We start from the raw sequence: 20,859 nt of genomic DNA, 5'->3' as shown, positions 1-20,859 counted from the left end.
ATCCCTCCTACGTCGTCCCGCCCCCCGCGGTGGGTGCAAGGCTGGGGACATGCCCAACCGGCTGGCCAGCGCGACATCCCCCTACCTGCTGCAGCACGCAGAGAACCCCGTCGACTGGTGGGAGTGGGAGCCGGCGGCCTTCGAGGAGGCGAAGCGGCGCGACATCCCGATCCTGCTGAGCGTCGGCTACACCGCCTGCCACTGGTGCCACGAGCTGGATCCATTGGCGGTTACTGGCGAGTATTGACGAAACCGCAGTTCAGATGGGGTGTGCCGGTTCACGTCGGTTCGGCAATGCCCGCCATTGGACACCGATTTCGCGGCTTCGTGCATCACTCTCGTGTATCACTGGGGGAGGGGCTCAGGCGTCAACCTCAGTGGAATGACGAGCGATGCTGACGTGTCGAGACACCTAACACGTCCCAGAGACGTGTTAGGTTTCTCCAAAATTTCTAACACGTCGTTCGGATGAGTCGAAAGAGATAACAGGTGTCCTGGAGTCCCGAGGTTCCCTTCAATGATCTGCCCGCTCTGCCGCCGGCAGGTCTCGACCTCGAGCCCAAGCAAGTGCTCAAGGCCACCGTCGAGGCCCGCACTGCGCTGGCGACACTCGCCCAGGCCGGCCAGCTGCTGCCAAACCCCAACATCCTGATCCACGCTGTCCCGCTGCTTGAGGCGCAGGCCAGCTCCGAGATCGAGAACATCGTGACAACAGCGGACGAGCTGTTCAAGCACGTCGATTCGGGTGGCGGAGATCACGCCACCAAGGAGGCTCTGCGCTACCGGCGTGCGCTGTTCGCGGGGGTCGAATCGATCAGGAACCGGCCGCTCACGGCTGCGACGGCTGCTCGGATCTGCTCCGAGTTGCAGGGTCGAGACATGGCGGTTCGCGCGGTGCCGGGCACGCGGATCGCGAACCCGGTCACGCGGGAGATCGTGTATGCGCCACCCGAGGGGGCGGACCTCATCCGCGAGAAGCTCTCGGCATGGGAGCGTTTCGTCCACCTTGGGGACGATCTTGATCCGCTCGTGCGTATGGCAGTGGCCCACTACCAGTTCGAGGCGATCCACCCGTTCCACGATGGAAACGGGCGCACCGGCCGCGTGATAAACATCCTGATGTTGATTGAGGCCGGCCTGCTGCGCGACCCGATCCTCTATCTTTCACGCGCGATCATCGCCCGGAAGAACGATTACTACCGACTCTTGCGAGCGGTGACGGCCGAAGACGCGTGGATCGACTGGATCCTCTACATGCTCGACGTCGTCCGCGAGTCGGCAACGTCAACCACGCGGAAGATCGGAGCGATCCGCACGTGTCAGGAGGACATTGCCGAGCGAGCTCGCACTGCCACCCCGGGTGGACGAGATGCACAGTTCTTGGCCGTCCTCTTCGAGCAGCCTTACTGCCGCATCAACACTGTCGCCGACCGATGCGACGTCTCGCGTCAGACCGCGTCCTCCTGGCTGCACGCTCTGGTTGAGGCGGGGCTCCTCAGCGACGTTAAGGTCGGCAGAGAGCTCCTATTCGTCAACCACGAGTTCCTGGATGTGTTGACGCGCCCCGAGTGAGCTGAAGGCTCACGTGAGCTTGAACCGCAAACGCAATCCTTGACCGACGAACGCGTACAGGCCACGGGCCCGGGGATCGAACGGGTTGCGCAGCATATGAATGCGGCGCTTGTCGTTCAGCACGTCGGTGATCACGAGGAGTTCGCCAGCGCCCGTTTCGGGCGTTCTGCTGTGCGGCAAGCACCTGAGTTTCTCCGAGTTCGATCTGACCGCCTTCACCCTGCGTGGTCTTCACCTCATACATGCGCAGCCCCTCGCGCGTCGGGACCGCAAAATCCCAGCCGAGCCCGTCGTCTCCAGCGCCGGGGAAGGCAAGTTGACGATAGGCACTCACCCAACACTCCGGGGAAAGTCCTCGGGGTGCAACCGTTCGAGCCACTTGTAGGCGAACCACTCACCGGCGAAACCGATCGCCTCACGTTGAGGGTCGCTCATCCGCGGCTGCTTGGAGATGCCGCCAGGCCCGCACACGATGATCGACGGACCGCTCGAGGTGGCGGTCGTCGGGCCCGCCGGACCGGCCCGCGATGCCCTGGCCCGAGCGGCGCGCCGGCTTCCGGGCGCGTCGTGCTGGTCGCTGACGGGCCGCGTTACGACATCGGCCTGCTCGAGGGCCGAGTCCCGGTGGACGGCCGCCCGGCGGCGTACGTCTGTCGCGGCTTCGTCTGCGAGCGGCCCGTGACGGACCCGGCCGATCTGCCGGCTCAGCGCAGCGCGTAGGTCGCGATCGACACACCGGTGTAGTGGGCGACGAGGGCGAGCACCGTGAACGAGTGGAAGACCTCGTGAAAGCCGAACCAACGCGGCCAGGGGTCGGGGCGCCGAAACCCGTAGACGACGCCGCCGAGGGTGTAGAGCGCCCCGCCGACGCAGATGAGCGTGAAGACGGCGATGCCGGTGCCCAGCCCCAACGCGGTGGCGCCGCTGAAGAACAGGGGCAGGAAGAAGACCGCGGCCCAGCCCAGCGCGCCGTAGATCGGGACGTAGAGCCAACGGGGTGCGTCGTTCCAGAAGATGCGGAACAGCACCCCGAAGATGGCTCCGGTCCACACCACGGAGAGCAGAAGAACCTGCGGCCGGCCGTGAAGCAGGATCAGCGAGAAGGGCGTGTAGGACCCCGCGATGAGCAGGAAGATGTTGGCGTGGTCCCACCGCTTGAGGAACGCGTGTGCGCGCGGACCCCAGTGGCCGCGATGGTAGACCGCTGAGACGGCGAACAGCAGGAGCGCCGTCGCGGTGAACGCGACGGCGCCGACCTTCGCTCGGCCGGCGGGGGCCAGCACGACGAGCACGATCCCCGCAGCGAGGATGACGGGCACGCTGGCGGCATGCAGCCACCCGCGCAGCTTCGGCTTGACCTCGGCGATCCGCTCCGACACCGCGTCGGAGAGGTTGTCGAACCGATCGCGGACGGCGTCGCGGCCGCGCTCGAGCGCGCGGTCTCGGCGGGCGTCGCTCTGGTCGGTCATGCCACGACGGTACCCAGAGCGTGGTCGACACGCCCAAGCAACCGGCAGGCCTCGGGAGCCTCTACCCTGGAATCGTGGCCGACTGGAAGCGTGGACTCCGCAAGGTGCTCTACCCCGCCTACGAGGCGCGGATGGTCCGCAACCTCCCCGAGGACAAGCTCCCCAAGCACATCGGGGTCATGCTCGACGGCAACCGCCGCTGGGCCAAGGCCGTCGGCCAGGACACCGCCCACGGCCACCGGGCCGGTGCGGCCAACATCGAGCCGCTGCTGACCTGGTGCGACGAGGTCGGCATCCAGGTGGTCACGCTCTGGCTCCTCTCGACCGACAACCTCAACCGACCCGCCTCCGAGCTCGAGCCGTTGCTGCAGATCATCGAGGAGGCCGTCGACTCGCTCGCCGACCAGCGTCGGTGGCGGTTGCACCCCGTCGGCGCGCTCGACCTGCTGCCCGGCAGCACCGCGGAGCGGCTCAAGTCGGCGGAGGAGTCCACCCGCGACGTCGACGGGCTGCTCGTGAACGTCGCCGTGGGGTACGGCGGCCGCCGCGAGATCGCCGACGCGGTCCGCTCGCTGCTCATCGAGCACGCCGAGCGCGGCACCTCCCTCGAGGAGCTCGCCCAGATCATCGACGTCGAGCACATCGCCGACCACCTCTACACCAAAGGTCAGCCCGACCCGGACCTCGTCATCCGCACGTCGGGGGAGCAGCGACTCGGCGGGTTCCTGCTGTGGCAGAGCGCGAAGTCGGAGTTCTACTTCTGCGAGGCCTACTGGCCCGACTTCAGGCGTGTCGACTTCCTCCGCGCACTGCGGGCCTACTCCCAGCGCGAGCGCCGACTCGGCCGCTGACGGTCCGCCGGCACCGCATCGCCGGCGTTGTCGCGGCTCGACGACCCGCTCCGCTCAAGGTCGCCTTCGCCGCTCCGCCTTGGCGCTGCAGCACCGGCGCACCGTCAGTCGGCGAAACGTTGCGAAATCAACTGTTCACCCACGCGTGCGGGCGTGTCGCCGTTTCGGGGTACTGGAGCGGCGTACGTTTCCAACCAACGGCGAGTGGGGAAGCTCGCCGCATCGGGAGGCCCGTTCGTGACTGCTCACGACCAACAGACTCGGCACGGTGACCCGTGTCGTGTCGAAGGGGGCCGGCACCCCGGCCTTCGGGCATCCTCCCGGTCCACTCGTGTGAACTGAGGACCGGGGCGAGGGTGCGTGCCTGCGGTCCGTGAGGGGTGAACCGCGTGGCTACCCAGGCCAAGACCTCCAGCTCCACGAATTCCTCGGGCGTCGGACCGACAGTGCGGACGTTCGTCCTCGACACCAGCGTGCTGCTGGCCGATCCAGGAGCGCTGCGGCGCTTCGCGGAGCACGAGGTCGTGATCCCGGTCGTCGTCATCACGGAGCTGGAGGGGAAGCGGCACCATCCCGAGCTGGGCTTCTTCGCCCGCGCCGCCCTGCGCACGCTCGACGACCTGCGGGTCCTCCACGGCCGGCTCGACCAGCCCGTCGAGATCGGCGATGAGGGCGGCACGCTGCGCGTCGAGCTGAACCACACCGACCCGATGGCGCTGCCGTCCGGGTTCCGGCTGGGCGACAACGACACCCGGATCCTGGCCGTCGCGAAGAACCTCGCCGACGAGGGGGCCGACGTCGTCCTGGTCTCCAAGGACCTGCCACTGCGGATCAAGGCGTCCGCGGTCGGCCTGGAGGCGCAGGAGTATCGCGCCGAGACCATCTCGGACTCCGACACGGGCTACTCCGGCATGGCCGAGCTCGACGTCCCCGCCGCCGACCTCGACGAGCTGTACGACGACGGCGTCGTCGACCTCGAGGCGGCCCGGGGCCTGCCGTGCCACACCGGGCTCGTCCTGCTCTCCGACCGCGGCACCGCCCTGGGCCGGGTCGGGCCGGACAAGCAGGTCCACCTCGTCCGGGGCGACCGCGAGGCGTTCGGCATCCACGGACGCTCCGCCGAGCAGCGCATCGCGCTCGAGATGCTCCTGGACCCGGAGGTCGGCATCGTCTCCCTCGGCGGCCGGGCCGGCACAGGCAAGTCGGCCATGGCGCTGTGCGCCGGGCTGGAGGCGGTGCTCGAGCGTCGTCAGCACAAGAAGGTTGTCGTCTTCCGGCCCCTGTTCGCCGTCGGTGGCCAGGAGCTCGGCTACCTGCCCGGCTCCGAGGCCGAGAAGATGGGCCCCTGGGCGCAAGCCGTCTTCGACACGCTCGGCGCCGTGACCAGCCAGGACGTCGTCGACGAGATCCTGGACCGCGGCATGCTCGAGGTGCTGCCGCTCACGCACATCCGGGGGCGCTCGCTCCACGACTCCTACGTGATCGTCGATGAGGCTCAGTCACTGGAGCGCAACGTGCTCCTCACGGTGCTCTCGCGCATCGGCGCCAACTCGAAGGTCGTCCTCACACACGATGTGGCGCAGCGCGACAACCTGCGCGTCGGGCGGCATGACGGGGTCGTGGCCGTCGTGGAGAAGCTCAAGGGCCACCCGCTGTTCGCCCACGTGACGCTGACCCGCTCGGAGCGCTCGCCCATCGCCGCTCTCGTCACCGAGATGCTGGAGAGCTACGTGCTCTGAGGCGCCCTAGCGCCCCACCCGGCGCGCCGAGGGCTGTGAGATAGGCCTCGGCGCGCCTGCACGTGCGGGGCTGTTGTGACCTGTGTGACGGGAGGGGCCCATTTTGTTCGGAACTCGGAGCAAGATAGCGCGTTCGGTTTGCGAGCCTCGGATCGGTCGGGCAGGGTGTTCGGGACCTGTCGGACGACCCTAGGGTGAATCTTGTCGAAGCATGCCGCACCCAGGCACCGCAAGGCGCCTGAGCGCTCGGTCCTCGACGCTCCCCGGAAGGCCGTTCGCGCAACGGTCCTCCTCGGTGGCCTCGCCGCCGCCGCCACTGGCACCGTGGTTGCCGGAGGGCTGGCGCTGAACGGCGGGGATGGCAGCCTCGCGGCCGCAACGGTCAGCGAGCCCCTGCCGCAGCACGCGGACGCAGCCAGTCAACCCACCAGCACCGCAGCCCAGTCGCAGAGCAGCGCCGACGCGCTGGCGCGCCGGGACACGGTGGTGTCCCGCTCCAGCGACCGACGCGCCGCGGCCGACCCCGCCAAGGCCGCCGCCCTCGCCGCAGCCGCTCCGGCGAAGGTGCAGGCGTTCGCGCGCACCGAGGACGCCGCGGCCGGAGACCCTAAGTCGATCGCCAGTGCCCTGCTCGGCGACTTCGGCTGGGACAGCTCGCAGTTCGGCTGCCTGGACAGCCTGTGGACGCGCGAGAGCAACTGGAACGTCAACGCGACGAACGCCTCCTCGGGAGCCCATGGCATCCCGCAGGCGCTGCCCGGCTCGAAGATGGCGTCCGCCGGCCCCGACTGGGAGTCCAACCCCGTCACCCAGATCAAATGGGGACTCGGCTACATCCAGGGTCGCTACGGCTCGCCCTGCAGTGCGTGGGGACACTCGGAGTCCTTCGGCTGGTACTGAGACGCCAGGAGTCCTGGGCCGATCGCATCAGAGTTCCTACGCAGCGGACAACGATCGGTAATAACCCCCAGATTGGCGATGTGGCCGGCAGAGAGTGATCTTTGCCGCTCGGGGGCGACCAATCGACTATCCGGGGGACCCATGTCTACATCGTCCGGCCGCGCTGCTGCGCGCGGCCTCGCACTACTTCTCACACTCGGCCTGTCCGTCGGCCTCGCGGCCGGCGCCGAGGCCAAGGGCAAGCCGACCAAGCCATCGGTCCCGACCGACCTGGCCATCGGGACGATCACGACGTCGGGGGCGTCGTACGTCGTTCCTGCAACCTGGAAGGCCGGCGCCAACACGACGTCGTTCCAGGCGTCCGTCCTGGCCGGCACGTCCGTGCTCGCCAAGTCCACGCTGACCACGACCTCCTGGGCGCCGCACATCACGGCCAAGGCCGGCACCGCGATCAAGGTCCAGGTGATCGGGGTCAACGGCAAGTTCAAGAGCGCCGCGGCCATCGCGTCGGCCACCCTGCCGGACGTGACCGCGCCCGTCGGCCGCTACACCGCGGCGTGGGGCACGCCAGGCGTCAGCGACACCACGCTGCCGGTGACCTTCTCGCAGGTCTCCCTGACCGATGACGTCACCCCCACCCCGGGCATCACGGTCAAGGTCGACTTCGGCGATGGCTCGCCGAGCGTGACCAACCCGACCTTCCCGCTGGTGCACCCCTACACGATCGCCAGTGGCGTGGCCCAGCGCTACCAGCCGACGATCACCGTCACCGACGCAGCCAACAACGCGGCGAGCGCTGCGGTGAACGCAGTCGTGGTGTTCGACAGCGCGGCGCCGACGGGCGCCGTCACCGTGACCCCGGCGAAGGGCTGGGCACGCTGGACGGCCGTGTCCCTGCGGACGACGGCGACCGACAACCTGAGCCCCGCGGCCAACATCCGGCGGACGATCGCCTGGGGCGACGGATCCACGACCGTCACGACCGGCGACAAGACATTGCGTCACACCTACGCGGTGGCGGGGACGTTCACGCCGAAGGTCACTCTGTTGGATGAGGCCGTGCCGGCCAACTCCCACGACGTCCTGGGCACCGCCGTCGCGATCAAGAAGGACGTCTACGCCCCCGCCGTCACGCTGACGCTGCCGGCCACCAAGAGGAGGTCCGTCCGGTCCTGGACGACCCTGCGGGGGACGGCCCGTGACGCGCAGACCGCGGTCAAGCTGGTCCGCGTCAAGACGGTCGAGAAGCGCGGCACCGCCTTCTACGCCTACATCCCGGCCAAGCATGTGTGGGTCAAGGTCGGCACGAAGACGCGTGCGTTCGCCACCGCCGGCTACGTCCAGGTCAACACCACCCGGGCGTGGGGCGTGCGGCTCGCGCGCCTGACCAAGGGAGTTCTCGTCTATCGCGTCCAGGCGAGGGACGTCATGGGGAACTACTCAGCGGTGGTCGAGCACAAGCAGCGGCTGACGCAGCGCTGACAGCAGCGCCGGATCGACCCGGCACGCCGTCCCGAGGGGCGGGCGTGCCGGGTCGTGCGTCATCAGGGGTGCGTCATGGACTCCACGTCGAGGGCCGCATCGAGCTCTTCGAGGGTCAGGACGCCCCGGTCGACGTACCCGAGCTTGAGAACCGTCGCCCTGATCGTCGAGCCGTCGGCGAGCGCCTGCTTGGCGATCTTCGCTGCGTCCTCGTAGCCGACGTAGGAGTTGAGTGGCGTCACGATCGAGGGTGACGACTCGGCGTAGGCACGCAGGCGGTCCCGGTCGGCCGTGATGCCGTCGATCGTACGACGGGCGAGGACCGTCATCGACGCCGCGAGCAGCCTCACCGACTCCAGCACGTTGCGCGCGATCACCGGCATCGCGACGTTGAGCTCGAAGGCGCCCGACGCGCCCGCGGCGGTGACCGCGGCGTCGTTGCCGATGACCTGGAAGGCCACCATCAGCGTCGCCTCGGGCAGCACGGGGTTCACCTTGCCGGGCATGATGGAGGAGCCGGGCTGGAGGTCGGGAAGGTGGATCTCGGCGAGACCCGTCGTCGGACCGGACGACATCCAGCGCAGGTCGTTGTTGATCTTGATCAGCCCGACCGCCAGCGTCTTGAGCACGCCGGACAGTTCCACCAGCGAGTCACGGGTGCCCTGCGCCTCGAAGTGGTTGCGTGCCTCTGTGAAGGGCTGCCCGGTCGCCTCCGAGAGCACCCGGATCACCGCCTGCGGGAACCCCGCAGGCGTGTTGATCCCCGTGCCCACCGCGGTGCCGCCGAGCGGCAGCTCCCGCACGCGCGGGAGGACGGCCTCGAGGCGCTCGGCGGCGTAGCGCACCGTCGCGGCATAGCCCCCGAACTCCTGCCCCAGGGTCACCGGAGTCGCATCCATCAGGTGCGTGCGACCCGACTTCACCAGGCCGGCGAACTTCTCGGCCTTGCGCTCCAGTGAGGAGGCGAGTACCTCGATCGCGGGCAGCAGCTGGTCGCTGACGGCGACCGCCGCAGCGACATGGATCGCCGTCGGGAACGTGTCGTTCGAGGACTGGCTGGCGTTGACGTGGTCGTTGGGGTGCACGCTGACGCCGTCGCGAGCGGCCAGCGACGCGATGACCTCGTTGGCGTTCATGTTGGAACTCGTGCCCGAGCCGGTCTGGAAGACGTCGATGGGGAACTGGTCGTCGTACCGCCCGCTGACGATCCCCGCGGCCGCCTTGCGGATCGCGGCCGCCTGCTCCGCGCTGATGACGCCGAGCTCGGCGTTGACGGTGGCGGCCGCCGCCTTGACGTGGGCCATCGCGTGGAGGAGGTCGGGCTCGAGGGGCGTGCCGGAGATCGGGAAGTTCTCGACCGCGCGCTGGGTCTGTGCCCGCCACAGCGCGTCCTTGGGGACACGGACGTCGCCCATGCTGTCGTGCTCGATCCGGAAGTCCTCGTCGCGGGCGCTCACGTCAGCCATGTTCGTAGTTGTACCCCGCTTCGCGGCCGGACGTGCCCTCCTGTGACCGGTCAGACGTGTCCGGCGTAGAGCCAGTAGGTCTCCGCACGGCCCTGGAGGTCCACCTCAAAGGCCAGCGCCTCGGTGCGCCACCGGCCGAACACCCGCTGCATCGTCGCCTCGAGAGCCGGCGCCGCGGCCGCGCTCCACACCACGACGGTGCCGCCGGGTCGGGTCACTCGCATGGCCTGCTCGAGCGCGGGCGCCTCGTAGAGGTCGGCGTTGGCGTCATGGACGAGATAGCCCGGTCCGTTGTCCACGTCGAGGAGGACCAGGTCGTACGTCGACCCGGCGCTCTCGCGCAGCGCCAGGGCGACGTCGCCGACGGTGACGGTGACGCGCGGGTCGGCGAGGAGCTCGCGGCCAGGCACGATGCCCTCCTGCATCCAGTCGACGAGCGCCTGCTCGATCTCGACGACGGCGACCCACTGGACGCGCCCGTCGGCGAGGACCGCGCCGAGCGTGAACCCCAGCCCGAGACCGCCGACCAGCACCGTCGCAGGGTCGGCGTGCAGCTCGAGCGCCCGGGTCGCGAGCGCACGCTCGGTCGAGGTCTCGACCGTGTCCATGACGAAGACGCCGTTGGCCCGCAGCTCGAGCGAGCCGTCGGCGCGCCGCCGCAGGACCAGCTCACCCCGCGCCGAGGTGGCGCGGGCGACCTCTCGCGTGCTCTCGTCGTCCGGCGCCACGCGGGCCATCCTCGCCCACTCAGCAGAATATGGCCCGACGCACCCGGGTAACGGCTCCCATGACGAATCCGAGCGACCCCACGCCCGAGCGCCCCGGCATGGACCAGGAGGCCGAGGCGCACCCCGGCACACCCCGCGAGACGGAGGCCGAGGAGACCGACGGGCAGGTCTCGGAGGTCGGCCGGCTCGACGCGAGCGACGCCGGCACCCCGATCCAGCCGTCCGACTCCACCGCGGGCTACACGGAGTCGGAGTCGGAGTCGGGTGATCCGGACACGCAAGCCGCCGGCCCGGACGCCGTGCCGCCGGAGAACAGGCGCGACAACGATTTCCGCCCTCGGGACGGACAGCTCGGCGACCGCGTCGACGACGCGTAGCCGCGGCCCGAGCGTGCGCCGCCACACCGCGACACGCCGACGATCACGGCGTGTTGCGCTGATCAGGCGCAGCGAGCGGCCGGGCCCTACTGCGCCGACCGCACCCGGATCCCGGAGAGCGGCACCGTGGTGGTGCCGGAGGGGTCGGTGAAGAAGTCGTTGCCCTTGTCGTCGACGACGATGAAGGCGGGGAAGTCCTCGACCTCGATCTTCCAGATCGCCTCCATGCCGAGCTCGGGATACTCGAGCACCTCGACGGACCGGATGCAGTCCTGGGCGAGCCGGGCGGCCGGGCCACCGATCGACCCGAGGTAGAACCCGCCGTGCGCGCCGCACGCGTCGGTCACGGCCTTCGACCGGTTGCCCTTGGCGAGCATGACCATCGACCCGCCGGCCGCCTGGAACTGCTCGACGTAGGAGTCCATCCGCCCCGCCGTCGTCGGCCCGAAGGAGCCTGACGCCATCCCCGTCGGCGTCTTCGCGGGGCCGGCGTAGTACACGGGGTGGTCGCGCAGGTAGGAAGGCATCTCCTCGCCCGCGTCGAGGCGCTCCTTGATCTTGGCGTGCGCGATGTCGCGCGCCACGACCAGCGGGCCGGTCAGGGACAGGCGCGTCTTGACAGGGTGCTTCGAGAGCTCGGCCAGGATCTCGGACATCGGCTGGTTCAGGTCGATCTTCACGACCTCGCCCGCCGAGATGTCCTCGGCGACGCCGGCCGAGGGCATGTAGTGCGCCGGGTCGGTCTCGAGCTGCTCGAGGAACACGCCCTCCGGGGTGATCTTGCCGAGCGCCTGCCTGTCGGCCGAGCACGAGACGGCGATCGCGACGGGGCAGGAGGCGCCGTGGCGGGGGAGTCGGACGACGCGGACGTCGTGGCAGAAGTACTTGCCGCCGAACTGGGCCCCGATGCCGAAGGACTGGGTCAGCTTGAAGACCTCCTCCTCGAGCTCGAGGTCGCGGAAGCCGTGGGCCGACATCGAGCCGGAGGTCGGCAGGTTGTCGAGGTAGTGCGCCGAGGCGTACTTCGCCGTCTTGAGTGCGAACTCCGCCGAGGTGCCCCCGATGACCACGGCCAGGTGGTACGGCGGACAGGCCGCTGTGCCGAGCGAGCGGATCTTCTCGTCGAGGAACTCCAGGATCCGCTTCGGGTTCAGGATCGCCTTGGTCTCCTGGTAGAGGAAGGACTTGTTGGCCGAGCCGCCGCCCTTGGCCATGAAGAGGAACTTGTACTCCGGCTTGCCGTGCGAAGGAGTGGAGTAGATCTCGATCTGCGCCGGCAGGTTGGTGCCGGTCGACTTCTCCTCGTACGTCGTGATCGGCGCCAGCTGGGAGTAGCGCAGGTTGAGCTGCGTGTAGGCGTCGTACACCCCGCGGGAGATGACCTCGCCGTCGTCGACGCCGGTGAGCACGCCCTCGGACTTCTTGCCCATCACGATGGCGGTGCCGGTGTCCTGGCACATCGGCAGCACTCCGCCGGCGGATATGTTGACGTTCTTCAGCAGGTCCAGAGCCACGAAGCGGTCGTTGCCGGACGCCTCCGGGTCGTCGATGATCTTGCGGAGCTGGGCGAGGTGCGCCGGCCTCAGGTAGTGCTGGATGTCGTGGATCGCCTCGTAGGTCAGCCGACGGATGGCTTCCGGGTCGACCTTGAGGAAGGTGCGGGTGGTGCCGTCCGCGTCGGGCACCTCGAACGTCGAGACCCCCTCGGTCGTGACCAGCCGGTACGGCGTCTCGTCGGCGCCGGTCGGCAGCAGGTCGGAGTAGAGGAACTCAGGACTCGAGGGTGTGCTCGCCACGAGTCGTCAGGGTAGCCCAGGCGCCACCGGAAGGGACCCTCAGGTGCGCGGAGGTAGGGTCTGGCGTGCTCGTGAGGCTCCGTTCCGCCCTCGTCGCGCTCACCGCGCTGACGACCGTCCCCCTCGCCGCGGCTGCCTGCTCCTCACCGGCCGAGCACCCGGCGAAGCACGAGACCGCAGCCCCCACACCGTCTGCGTCCGCGGGGGCGTTCGGTGGGACGGACGGACTGGTGGCCGCCGCCAAGAAGGAGGGCCGGCTCAACGTCATCGCGCTCAGGCCGGACTGGGCCAACTACCAGGGCGTCATCGACGGCTTCAGGAGGAAGTACGGCATCACCGTCGACTCGACGCAGCCCGACGCGTCCAGCCAGGAGGAGGTCGACACCGCCAGGCGGCTCCAGGGAAAGCCGACGGCGCCGGACGTGTTCGACATCGGCCCCGCTGTGTCCGCGGCCAACCTCGACCTGTTCGCGCCGTACAAGGTGGCGACATGGGACGACATCCCCGCTGCCCTCAAGCAGCCCGACGGCACGGCGGTCAACGACTACTGCGGCTATATGGCGATCGGCTACGACGCCGGCACGGTGCCGCGGATCACCAGCCTCGACGACCTCCAGAAGCCTGGCTTCACAGGCAAGGTGGCGCTCACCGGGGACCCGACGCAGTCCAACACCGCTCTCAACGCGGTCCGCTTGGCCTCGATCGCCGAGGGCGGGAGCGCCGGCGACGTCGCGCCGGGTGTCGCCTTCTTCCAGCGGCTCGCGAAGGCGGGACGCTTCCTGCCGAGGGCGGCTACGGACCAGTCGGTCCTGTCGGGCCAGACCTCGGTGGTCTTCGACTGGGACTACCTCAGTGCCGCGACCACCGCGAAGCTGCCCACGTGGAAGGTGTTCGTGCCGCCGAACGCACCCCTCGCGGGCTGCTACTACCAGGCGATCAACAGGCACGCCCCCCATCCGGCGGCCGCACGTCTGTGGGAGGAGTACCTCTACTCCGACGAGGGTCAGAACCTTCTGCTCTCCGGCGGCGTCCGCCCGGTCCGGGCGGCCGCGATGCTGAAGGCGGGCACCATCGACAAGGCGGCGTACGCGAAGCTGCCACCGACGTCTGCCGCGCCGATCCGCCCGACGCCTCAGGACGACGCGAAGGCGGCGGCGTACCTGGATGCGAACTGGTCCCAGGCGATCGGCTGAGAAGGCAGGGCGTGGCTACGCTGAGGTCATGAGCTCGCAGGACCCGTCCCGGCTGCGGATCTCCGACGACGACCGCCACCGGGTCGCCGAGATCCTGCGGCAGGCGGCCGGGGAGGGCCGGATCGACCTCGGCGAGCTCGACGAGCGGCTCGAGCAGACCTACGCCGCCAAGACGTACGCCGACCTCGTCCCGATCACCCTCGACCTGCCCACCACCCTCGGTCCGTCGATCGAGATTCCCTCGCAGGCGATCACCCCGACGGCGTACACCAGCCAGCCCCACCCGCACGAGAGCCACGTCGCGATCCTGAGCGGTCTCGACCGCAAGGGCGTGTGGACGGTGCCCGCGTCGATGACGATCAGCTGCTTCATGGGCGGCGCCAACCTGGACCTGCGACAGGCCGTCTTCTCCTCGCGCGACGTCGTCATCACCGTCAACGCCTTCATGGGCGGCGCCAGCATCATCGTCGGCCCCGGCACCGAGGTGGTGATGGAGGGCACCGGCATCATGGGCGGGTACGCCGGTCCCGCCGACCTCCTGGCTGCCGATCGCCGGCTCGACTCGCCGACGGTGCGGGTGCGCGGCGTCGCGATCTGGGGCGGCGTCAGTGTGGAGCGCAAGCCACTCAAGCCGCCCCGCCAATTGCGGCGCCGGGGCTAGACGCTCGTCTGCAGCTCCGGGATCGTGCCGGCGTGCTCGGTGTCGACCGTCAGGTTGCGACCGGACTCGGGCTCGAACAGGTGGATCCTGGAGGCGTCGACCCAGATCTCGGCTTCCTCGCCTTCCCGGATCCGGCTGCCGCCCGACAGGGTCGCGACGAGCTGGGTGTGCAGGGCCTCGCCGTCGAGGTCACGCTCGAGCTGGGCGAGCTGCTCCTTGACCTCGGGCGGCGCCTCGTAGGGGATGTAGGCGTAGGTCTCGTTGCCGAGCCACTCCACGACCTCCACGGTGGCGCGGAACGTCGAGCCTTGGGCGCCCTCGCGGGTGCCGGCGTCGTCGAAGTGCTCCGGTCGGATCCCCGCGAGCAGCAGCCCGTGCCCTTGCGCCTGCTCGGCCTTGTCCGGCGGCAGCTCCACGCTGCCGAACGGCAGCTTCGCCGTCGTGCCCTCGACGGTCGCGGGCAGGAAGTTCATCGGCGGCGACCCGATGAACCCGGCGACGAACAGGTTGCCGGGGTTCTCATACAGCTCGCGCGGTGTCGCCAGCTGCTGCAGGACGCCCCGCTTGAGCACGGCGACCCGGTCGCCGAGGGTCATCGCCTCGGTCTGGTCGTGGGTGACATAGACGGTGGTGATCCCGAGCCGCTTCTGCAGGCGCGAGATCTCGGTGCGCATCTGACCGCGTAGCTTGGCGTCGAGGTTGGACAGCGGCTCGTCGAAGAGGAATGCGTCGGCGTCGCGGACGATCGCCCGGCCCATCGCGACACGCTGCCGCTGGCCACCCGAGAGGTTGCCCGGCTTGCGGTCGAGGTGCTCGTTGAGCTCCAGGGTGTCCGAGGCCGCCCTGACCTTCTGGTCGACCTCGGCGTCGGAGGCGCCGGCCAGCCGGAGGGGGAAGGCGATGTTCTCATAGACGGTGAGGTGGGGATAGAGCGCGTAGTTCTGGAACACCATCGCGAGGTTGCGGTCGCGCGGCGCCAGGTCGTTCACCCGGCGCTCGCCGATCATCATCTCGCCCGAGGTGATGTCCTCGAGGCCGACGATCATCCGCAGCAGCGTCGACTTCCCGCAGCCGGAGGGACCGACCAGGATCATGAACTCGCCGTCGGCGACGTCGATGCTCACGTCGTTCACGGCGGGGAAGCCGTCGCCGTACTTCTTGACGATGTTCTTCATCTTGATCTCGGCCATGAGGTCACCCCTTCACCGCGCCGGAGGTGAGCCCGGACACGATCTTTCGCTGGAAGAGCAGGACGATGATGATGATCGGGACGGTGACCACCACCGAGGCGGTGGCCAACAGTCCGTACGGCGGGTTGAACGGGTCGGGCCCGACGAAGAAGGACAGTTGGGCGGGCACCGTGCGCGACGCGGTCGTGGAGGTCAGCGAGATCGCGAGGACGAACTCGTTCCAGGCGAAGAAGAACGTCAGGATGGCCGCGGTGAACACGCCGGGCGCGGCGAGCGGGACGATCACCTTGCGGAACGCCTGCCACGACGTGGCACCGTCGACCTGGGCGGCCTGCTCCATCTCCCACGGGATCTCCCGGAAGAACGCCGACAGCGTCCAGATCGCCAGGGGGAGCGTGAACGTCATGTACGGGATGATGAGGCCGGGCCAGGTGTTGAACAGCCCGAGGATGCGCCACAGATCGAACAGCGGACCGACCAGGGCGACCACCGGGAACATCGCGATGGCGAGCGCCATCGAGAGCACCAACCGCTTGCCCCGGAACTGCAGGCGGGCGATGGCGTACGCGGCCAGCGTCGCGAAGATGACCGAGAGCAGCGTCGCGATCGCCGCGATCCCGAACGAGTTGCGCAGTGCTGCGAGGAAGTCGGTGTGTGTGCTCTCCTGACCCGGCGTGACCGAGCCGAAGCCCAGGACGTCACGGTAGTTCTGAATCGTCCAGTGCTTCGGCAGGAACTGGGGACTGCCGGCAGCGGTCTCGGCGGGTCCCTTGAAGGAGAGCGACAGGATCCAGACGACCGGCAGCAGGCACCAGATCAGGATGATGACGAAGCCGACCCACGTGCCGATCCTGGTCCGCGTCTCTCGTGACATGGCCATCACGCCTCACCCCTCGCCTGCGCAAGGTCCACGCGGAAGAGCTTGACGATCAAGAACGCCAGCAGCAGCACGGCGAGGAACAACAGCACCGAGAGGGCCGAGCCGAGTCCGAGCTGGAACTGGTTGATGACCTGTCGGTAGGTCAGGAACGACGAGGACTCGGTGTCCTGAGCGCCCCTCGTCATCACGTAGATGTTGTCGAAGATGCGGAAGGCGTCCAGAGCGCGGAAGAGGACGGCGACCATGATGGCGGCCCGCATGTTGGGGATGATCACCTTCCACAGCCGCTGCCACCAGGTCGCCCCGTCGACCTGGGCTGCCTCGACCATGTCCTCCGAGACCTGCGAGAGTCCCGCCAGCAGGAGCAAGGACATGAACGGCGTGGTCTTCCAGATCTCCGAGATCATGATCGCGAACATCGCCGGCCAGTGGCTGCCGAACCAGTTGGTCTCCGGCGAGATCCACGGCAGCCAATGGAACCAGCTGTTCACCCAGCCGTTGTTGAGGCTGAACGCGAACTGCCACGCGTAGGCCGAGACCACCGTGATGATCCCGTAGGGGATCAGGATCGCCGTGCGGATCGCGCCTCGAGCGAAGACGATGCGGTGCATGACCATCGCGAACGCGAACCCGATGACCAGCTCGACCGCCACGGTCACCACCATGATCACGACGGTGTTCCAGGTGTCCTTCCAGAACAGCGAGTCGGTCAGGACGGTGCCGTAGTTGCTGAGGCCGATGAACTCCTTGTCGTTCGGGGACGTCAGCCGGTAGCGGAACAACGAGAGGTAGAGCGCCTGGAACATCGGGTACGCCGTGACGAGCAGCATCACGATGACGGCCGGTGCCACAAGCCGCTGGCCGAGGCGGTTCTCCGCCCTCGAGCGGTCGGTCATCTGCGCGCGCTTCCTGCCCGGGGGAGCCTTTGCTGCGGCGGTCGCGGTGGTGGTGGTCACAGCAGGCTCCTTCCATGGAGCACGTTGTCGATGAACGTCTGCGAGGTGGCCGGGGTCGACGAGTTGACGCTCGCAGAGGGGTGCCACGTCGCCTGGAGGCCGCCGGAGATGTCACTCCAGTAGGGCGTCACGGTGCGGGGCGCCGCGGCGTCGAGGCTCTGCTGGAACAGCTGCAGCAGCGGCGCGGGATAGGTCTTCTGCAGCGCGTTGTTGTTCGCCGCGTAGCCCGCCTGGCTGGCCGGCATGTTGCCGGTGATCTCGGCGTTGACCTCCTGGTTGTCCGGGCTCGTGATGCACTCGATGGCCTGCATCGCGTCGTCGACGTGGTTGGAGTACTTGCTGACGCCGACCCCGATGCCGCCGTACGGCGGTCGGGCGGGCTGTCCCTGCACCGTCTCCGGATACATGGTGTAGCCGATGTCCTTGTTGAAGCCCGGGGTGATCGACTCGTAGCTGTTGTAGATGTAGGTCCAGTTCACCATGAAGGCGCCCTGCTGACCGCCGAAGGTGCTTCCTGCCTGGCCCTCCTGCGCGACCGACAGGTCGGCGGGGGCGGCGGCCGAGTGCGAGAGCTTCTGGATGACCCCCGCAGCCTTGTCGCCGGCCGGCGAGTTGATCTCGAGCGTCATGTCGAGACCCTTGTCGGTGTTGGTCGCCAGCTGGCCGCCGGCGCCGGAGATGAGCGCGTTGATCCAGACGACGTAGCCCTCGTACTTGTTCGCCTGGACGGCCACCTTGCCGCCGTTCTTGGAGGCGGCGTCGATGATCTGGTCCCAGGTCACTGGCTGGCTCATGTCGATGCCGGCCTTCTGGACGAACGACTTGCGATACCAGAGCACCTGGGTGTTGGACCAGAACGGCGCCACGACCAGCTTGCCGTTCCACGTGGCCGCCGCAGTGGCGCCCTTGAAGGACTGCTGCGTCAGCTTGTCCTGGAGGCTCTGCGGGATCGGGGCCAGGAAGCCGGCGTTCGAGAACTCTGCGCTGAACGGCGGGTCGATGCTCATGATGTCGATGCCGGAGTCGTGGGCCGCGAGCCGTCGCGCCAGCTGGATCCGCTGCTCGTTCGCGTCCTGCGGGAGCACCTGGGTGGTGATCTTGTACTTGTCGGTGCTGCAGTTCGCGGCGACCTTGGCCTGTCCCCCCGAGTCAGGGTTGATGTACCAGGTCAACTGGGTCTCGCCGGAGGCCGACGAGCATGCGGTCAGCGCCGAGCTGACGAGGATGCCGGCGGCTGCGAGACCCCACACGCGGTTCTTCACATGCCGCCCCCGATGGCCATGGACGCTCATCAACCGCCTCCCCTGTGATCCTTGTCACTCCGGTGTACCCCGTTCGCGGCGCTTTGTCACCACCCGAGACAGGGGAGGCGGTGCGGGAGCGCTCCCGTGCGGGCGATGGTGGCCGATCCGTTATGGTGATCCCTGCCACATCTTCGTGTGGCGTCACTTCACTACGGATCGTCCGGCACGTACCTGCCGGTGAAGGAGCAGTTCGTCATGGCATCAGTGACCTTCGAGAAGGCCCAACGCTGGTATCCCGGGGCAGACGCCCCGGCTGTCACGGGCATCGACCTCGAGATCGGCGACGGGGAGTTCATGGTCCTCGTCGGCCCCTCCGGTTGTGGCAAGTCCACGACCTTGCGCATGCTCGCCGGCCTGGAGGAGGTGAACAGCGGACGCATCCTCATCGGCGACCGCGACGTCACCACCGTCCCGCCCAAGGACCGCGACATCGCGATGGTCTTCCAGAACTACGCGCTCTACCCGCACATGAGCGTCGCCGAGAACATGGGCTTCGCGCTCAAGATGGCCAAGGTCGACGGCACCGAGCGCGACCGGCGTGTCAAGGAGGCTGCGGCCCTGCTGGGGCTGACCGACTACCTCGACCGCAAGCCCAAGGCGCTCTCCGGCGGCCAGCGGCAGCGTGTCGCCATGGGGCGCGCGATCGTGCGCCAGCCCCAGGTCTTCTGCATGGACGAGCCGCTGTCGAACCTGGACGCCAAGATGCGCGTGCAGACCCGCACCGACATCGCGAAGCTCCAGTCGGATCTCGGCGTCACCACGGTCTACGTCACCCACGACCAGGTCGAGGCCATGACGATGGGAGACCGCGTCGCGGTGATGAGCGCCGGGGACCTGCAGCAGGTCGACACCCCGCTCAACCTCTACTCCAAGCCGGTCAACCTGTTCGTCGCCGGCTTCATCGGCTCGCCGCAGATGAACCTCATCAAGGCGAAGGCGGCCGACGGCCAGGCGAAGATCGGTCAGTACCTCGTGCCCGTCGACCCGGCCGCCGCCGCGAAGATGACCGGCGACATCACCGTCGGCGTGCGCCCGGAGGCCTGGCGACTGGTCTCGGACGGCGAGGGAGGCCTGCCGGTGCACGTCACCGTCGTGGAGGAGCTCGGCTCGGACTCGTTCGTCTACGGCACCTCGGATGTCGAGGGGACCCCGTCGAACATCATCATCCGTGTCCCGGCCCACCAGCACGTTCACAAGGGCGACATGCTCTACGTGACCACCGACCCCCGCGACGTGCACGTCTTCGACACGACGACGGGCCTGCGCCTGAGCGACTGACGCCGAGCGGACGCAGATGTTCGCGTGACCCGCGCCGAGCGGACGCAGATGTTCACCCAGTGTGGGCATCTGCGTCCGCTCGTCAGGTGTGGGGTGGGCATCTGCGTCTGCTCGGCGTCAGGCGCGGTCGGCGTTGCGGCGTACGGCCTGGACGAGGGTCGGCCACAGCGTCTCGGGCACGTCGTGGCCGAGACCGTCGATGAGGAGCAGCTCGGAGCGGGGGATCGCCAGCGACGTGGCGCGCCCGCCCGAGACGTGCACCATCTTGTCGTTCAAACCGTGGACCACCAGGGTCGGCACGCTGATGCGCCGCAGGTCGCGAGTGCGGTTGGGCTGGGTGAGCACGGCCAGCATCTGACGGCCGGTGCCGTCCGGCGACACGCCACGCTCATAGGTCTCCTCCGCCCGCCGGCGTACGTCGTCCTCGGCCGACGGGAAGTCGGGGGAGCCGATCAGTCGCCAGGTCCGCAGCGACGCCTGCACATAGCGGTCCTGGCCGGCGCCACGAGTGAGGAAGGTCGGCAGGAGCGAGGGGTGCTGGAAGCCGACCGCGCGGGCGCCCGTCGTGGACATCATCGAGGTCAGCGACAGCACCCGCTCGGCATGCGCGAGCGCCATCGTCTGCGCGATCATGCCGCCCATCGACACGCCCCAGACATGGGCGGCGGCGATCCCCAGGTGGTCCAGCAGGCCGAAGGCGTCGGACGCCATGTCGTCGAGGGTGTAAGCCGTCCGCACCCTCAAGCCGACGAAGGCACGCGCCAGCCGACCCATGGAGACGGGGCCGGCGACGCGGCTGGAGCGTCCGATGTCACGGTTGTCGAACCGGATGACGAAGAACCCGGCGTCGGCGAGCATCTGGCACAGGCGCTCGTCCCACCAGGTCATCGGACCCCCGAGGCCCATGATGAGCAGCAGAGGGTCGGCGTGGCTGTCGCCGAAGGTCTGGTAGCAGAGCTCGACCCCGTCGGCGACGTGGGCGAACTGCTCCTCGGAGGGCGCGACCTCGCCGCCCAC

General features: G+C 68.7%; 20 protein-coding genes and 1 pseudogene. 11 read left to right on the top strand and 10 right to left on the bottom strand.

Translation table 11 applies throughout. The features are described from left to right. Nucleotides 1-49: 49 nt before the first annotated feature. Both ACYQ1K_RS13435 and ACYQ1K_RS13430 read left to right on the top strand, forming a co-directional pair. Nucleotides 50-211 (top strand): annotated as a pseudogene (locus ACYQ1K_RS13435) (DUF255 domain-containing protein); the annotation flags it as partial. Between the two features lie 278 nt (nt 212-489). After that, nucleotides 490-1,572 (top strand): Fic family protein, encoded by a 1,083-nt coding sequence (locus ACYQ1K_RS13430; protein WP_459983503.1) that lies wholly within the window; start codon nt 490-492, stop codon nt 1,570-1,572. A 9-nt stretch (nt 1,573-1,581) separates the two neighbouring features. Here ACYQ1K_RS13430 and ACYQ1K_RS13425 read toward each other — a convergent pair whose 3' ends face one another. Next, the gene (locus ACYQ1K_RS13425) at nt 1,582-1,752 is read right to left on the bottom strand and encodes a hypothetical protein (protein ID WP_459983501.1); all 171 of its coding nucleotides are present in this window, start codon (nt 1,750-1,752) and stop codon (nt 1,582-1,584) included. Between the two features lie 387 nt (nt 1,753-2,139). On the opposite strand from ACYQ1K_RS13425, the gene ACYQ1K_RS13420 reads away from it, so the two are divergent. Then, on the top strand, nt 2,140-2,292 hold the full coding sequence (locus ACYQ1K_RS13420; protein ID WP_459983500.1) for a hypothetical protein: 153 nt from the start codon (nt 2,140-2,142) through the stop codon (nt 2,290-2,292). Here ACYQ1K_RS13420 and trhA read toward each other — a convergent pair. After that, complete coding sequence (gene trhA / locus ACYQ1K_RS13415; protein WP_459983498.1) at nt 2,277-3,041, bottom strand: PAQR family membrane homeostasis protein TrhA; 765 nt, start codon at nt 3,039-3,041, stop codon at nt 2,277-2,279. The two genes, ACYQ1K_RS13420 and trhA, sit on opposite strands and share 16 nt — an antisense overlap. A 74-nt stretch (nt 3,042-3,115) precedes the next feature. On the opposite strand from trhA, the gene ACYQ1K_RS13410 reads away from it, so the two are divergent. The 4 genes from ACYQ1K_RS13410 (at nt 3,116) to ACYQ1K_RS13395 (ending at nt 8,013) form a co-directional block, all read left to right on the top strand. Further along, entirely contained in the window at nt 3,116-3,892 is a 777-nt protein-coding gene (locus ACYQ1K_RS13410) for an isoprenyl transferase (protein WP_459983497.1), read from the top strand. A 389-nt stretch (nt 3,893-4,281) separates the two neighbouring features. Next, nucleotides 4,282-5,631 carry an RNA 5'-3' helicase PhoH2 gene (gene phoH2 / locus ACYQ1K_RS13405; protein WP_459983495.1) on the top strand — a complete coding sequence of 450 codons (1,350 nt, stop codon included), beginning with the start codon at nt 4,282-4,284 and terminating at the stop codon, nt 5,629-5,631. 201 nt (nt 5,632-5,832) lie between these two features. Beyond that, nucleotides 5,833-6,531: an aggregation-promoting factor C-terminal-like domain-containing protein gene (locus ACYQ1K_RS13400; protein WP_459983494.1), complete on the top strand. Its 699-nt coding sequence runs from the start codon at nt 5,833-5,835 to the stop codon at nt 6,529-6,531. A 141-nt stretch (nt 6,532-6,672) separates the two neighbouring features. Further along, nucleotides 6,673-8,013 (top strand): hypothetical protein, encoded by a 1,341-nt coding sequence (locus ACYQ1K_RS13395; RefSeq protein ID WP_459983493.1) that lies wholly within the window; start codon nt 6,673-6,675, stop codon nt 8,011-8,013. A 62-nt stretch (nt 8,014-8,075) separates the two neighbouring features. On the opposite strand, the gene ACYQ1K_RS13390 is transcribed toward ACYQ1K_RS13395, so the two are convergent. Continuing rightward, nucleotides 8,076-9,479: a class II fumarate hydratase gene (locus ACYQ1K_RS13390; RefSeq protein WP_459983492.1), complete on the bottom strand. Its 1,404-nt coding sequence runs from the start codon at nt 9,477-9,479 to the stop codon at nt 8,076-8,078. A gap of 50 nt (nt 9,480-9,529) precedes the next feature. After that, nucleotides 9,530-10,207: a spermine/spermidine synthase domain-containing protein gene (locus ACYQ1K_RS13385; RefSeq protein WP_459983491.1), complete on the bottom strand. Its 678-nt coding sequence runs from the start codon at nt 10,205-10,207 to the stop codon at nt 9,530-9,532. A 59-nt stretch (nt 10,208-10,266) separates the two neighbouring features. Between ACYQ1K_RS13385 and ACYQ1K_RS13380 the strand changes: the two genes are divergently transcribed. Continuing rightward, nucleotides 10,267-10,584 (top strand): hypothetical protein, encoded by a 318-nt coding sequence (locus ACYQ1K_RS13380; RefSeq protein WP_459983490.1) that lies wholly within the window; start codon nt 10,267-10,269, stop codon nt 10,582-10,584. Nucleotides 10,585-10,670: 86 nt separating this feature from the next. Here ACYQ1K_RS13380 and ACYQ1K_RS13375 read toward each other — a convergent pair whose 3' ends face one another. Further along, nucleotides 10,671-12,380: a fumarate hydratase gene (locus ACYQ1K_RS13375; RefSeq protein WP_459983489.1), complete on the bottom strand. Its 1,710-nt coding sequence runs from the start codon at nt 12,378-12,380 to the stop codon at nt 10,671-10,673. Nucleotides 12,381-12,451: 71 nt separating this feature from the next. On the opposite strand from ACYQ1K_RS13375, the gene ACYQ1K_RS13370 reads away from it, so the two are divergent. Both ACYQ1K_RS13370 and ACYQ1K_RS13365 read left to right on the top strand, forming a co-directional pair. Continuing rightward, nucleotides 12,452-13,573, top strand: coding sequence for an ABC transporter substrate-binding protein (locus ACYQ1K_RS13370; RefSeq protein ID WP_459983488.1), 1,122 nt, complete (start codon nt 12,452-12,454; stop codon nt 13,571-13,573). 28 nt (nt 13,574-13,601) lie between these two features. Continuing rightward, nucleotides 13,602-14,234, top strand: coding sequence for a DUF1707 SHOCT-like domain-containing protein (locus ACYQ1K_RS13365; protein ID WP_459983487.1), 633 nt, complete (start codon nt 13,602-13,604; stop codon nt 14,232-14,234). Here ACYQ1K_RS13365 and ACYQ1K_RS13360 read toward each other — a convergent pair. The 4 genes from ACYQ1K_RS13360 to ACYQ1K_RS13345 are packed head-to-tail and all read right to left on the bottom strand — an operon-like array spanning nt 14,231 to nt 18,552. After that, nucleotides 14,231-15,424: an ABC transporter ATP-binding protein gene (locus ACYQ1K_RS13360; protein WP_459983486.1), complete on the bottom strand. Its 1,194-nt coding sequence runs from the start codon at nt 15,422-15,424 to the stop codon at nt 14,231-14,233. The genes ACYQ1K_RS13365 and ACYQ1K_RS13360 overlap by 4 nt on opposite strands. A 4-nt stretch (nt 15,425-15,428) precedes the next feature. After that, a complete protein-coding gene (locus ACYQ1K_RS13355) occupies nt 15,429-16,298 on the bottom strand; it encodes a carbohydrate ABC transporter permease (protein WP_459983485.1) in 870 nt (289 codons plus the stop codon). A gap of 5 nt (nt 16,299-16,303) precedes the next feature. Then, nucleotides 16,304-17,260 (bottom strand): carbohydrate ABC transporter permease, encoded by a 957-nt coding sequence (locus ACYQ1K_RS13350; RefSeq protein ID WP_459983484.1) that lies wholly within the window; start codon nt 17,258-17,260, stop codon nt 16,304-16,306. After that, nucleotides 17,257-18,552, bottom strand: coding sequence for an extracellular solute-binding protein (locus ACYQ1K_RS13345; RefSeq protein WP_459983483.1), 1,296 nt, complete (start codon nt 18,550-18,552; stop codon nt 17,257-17,259). The genes ACYQ1K_RS13350 and ACYQ1K_RS13345 overlap by 4 nt, the downstream gene beginning before the upstream one ends. Before the next feature lie 207 nt (nt 18,553-18,759). On the opposite strand from ACYQ1K_RS13345, the gene ACYQ1K_RS13340 reads away from it, so the two are divergent. Further along, nucleotides 18,760-19,842: an ABC transporter ATP-binding protein gene (locus ACYQ1K_RS13340; RefSeq protein WP_459983482.1), complete on the top strand. Its 1,083-nt coding sequence runs from the start codon at nt 18,760-18,762 to the stop codon at nt 19,840-19,842. A gap of 117 nt (nt 19,843-19,959) precedes the next feature. Here ACYQ1K_RS13340 and ACYQ1K_RS13335 read toward each other — a convergent pair whose 3' ends face one another. Then, nucleotides 19,960-20,859: an alpha/beta fold hydrolase gene (locus tag ACYQ1K_RS13335; RefSeq protein WP_459983481.1), complete on the bottom strand. Its 900-nt coding sequence runs from the start codon at nt 20,857-20,859 to the stop codon at nt 19,960-19,962.

The organism is Nocardioides sp. AN3 (assembly GCF_054653495.1).
Note: the sequence above shows the minus strand (reverse complement) of the source record. Positions and strands in the feature narration are given on the sequence as shown.

Excerpts from the sequence above, each read along its gene's own strand:
- ACYQ1K_RS13345 (WP_459983483.1), bottom strand. The coding sequence starts at position 18,552 with ATGAGCGTCCATGGCCATCGGGGGCGGCATGTGAAGAACCGCGTGTGG.
- ACYQ1K_RS13365 (WP_459983487.1), top strand. The coding sequence starts at position 13,602 with ATGAGCTCGCAGGACCCGTCCCGGCTGCGGATCTCCGACGACGACCGC.
- ACYQ1K_RS13380 (WP_459983490.1), top strand. The coding sequence starts at position 10,267 with ATGACGAATCCGAGCGACCCCACGCCCGAGCGCCCCGGCATGGACCAG.
- trhA (WP_459983498.1), bottom strand. The coding sequence starts at position 3,041 with ATGACCGACCAGAGCGACGCCCGCCGAGACCGCGCGCTCGAGCGCGGC.
- ACYQ1K_RS13340 (WP_459983482.1), top strand. The coding sequence starts at position 18,760 with ATGGCATCAGTGACCTTCGAGAAGGCCCAACGCTGGTATCCCGGGGCA.
- ACYQ1K_RS13360 (WP_459983486.1), bottom strand. The coding sequence starts at position 15,424 with ATGGCCGAGATCAAGATGAAGAACATCGTCAAGAAGTACGGCGACGGC.
- ACYQ1K_RS13395 (WP_459983493.1), top strand. The coding sequence starts at position 6,673 with ATGTCTACATCGTCCGGCCGCGCTGCTGCGCGCGGCCTCGCACTACTT.
- ACYQ1K_RS13390 (WP_459983492.1), bottom strand. The coding sequence starts at position 9,479 with ATGGCTGACGTGAGCGCCCGCGACGAGGACTTCCGGATCGAGCACGAC.
- ACYQ1K_RS13355 (WP_459983485.1), bottom strand. The coding sequence starts at position 16,298 with ATGTCACGAGAGACGCGGACCAGGATCGGCACGTGGGTCGGCTTCGTC.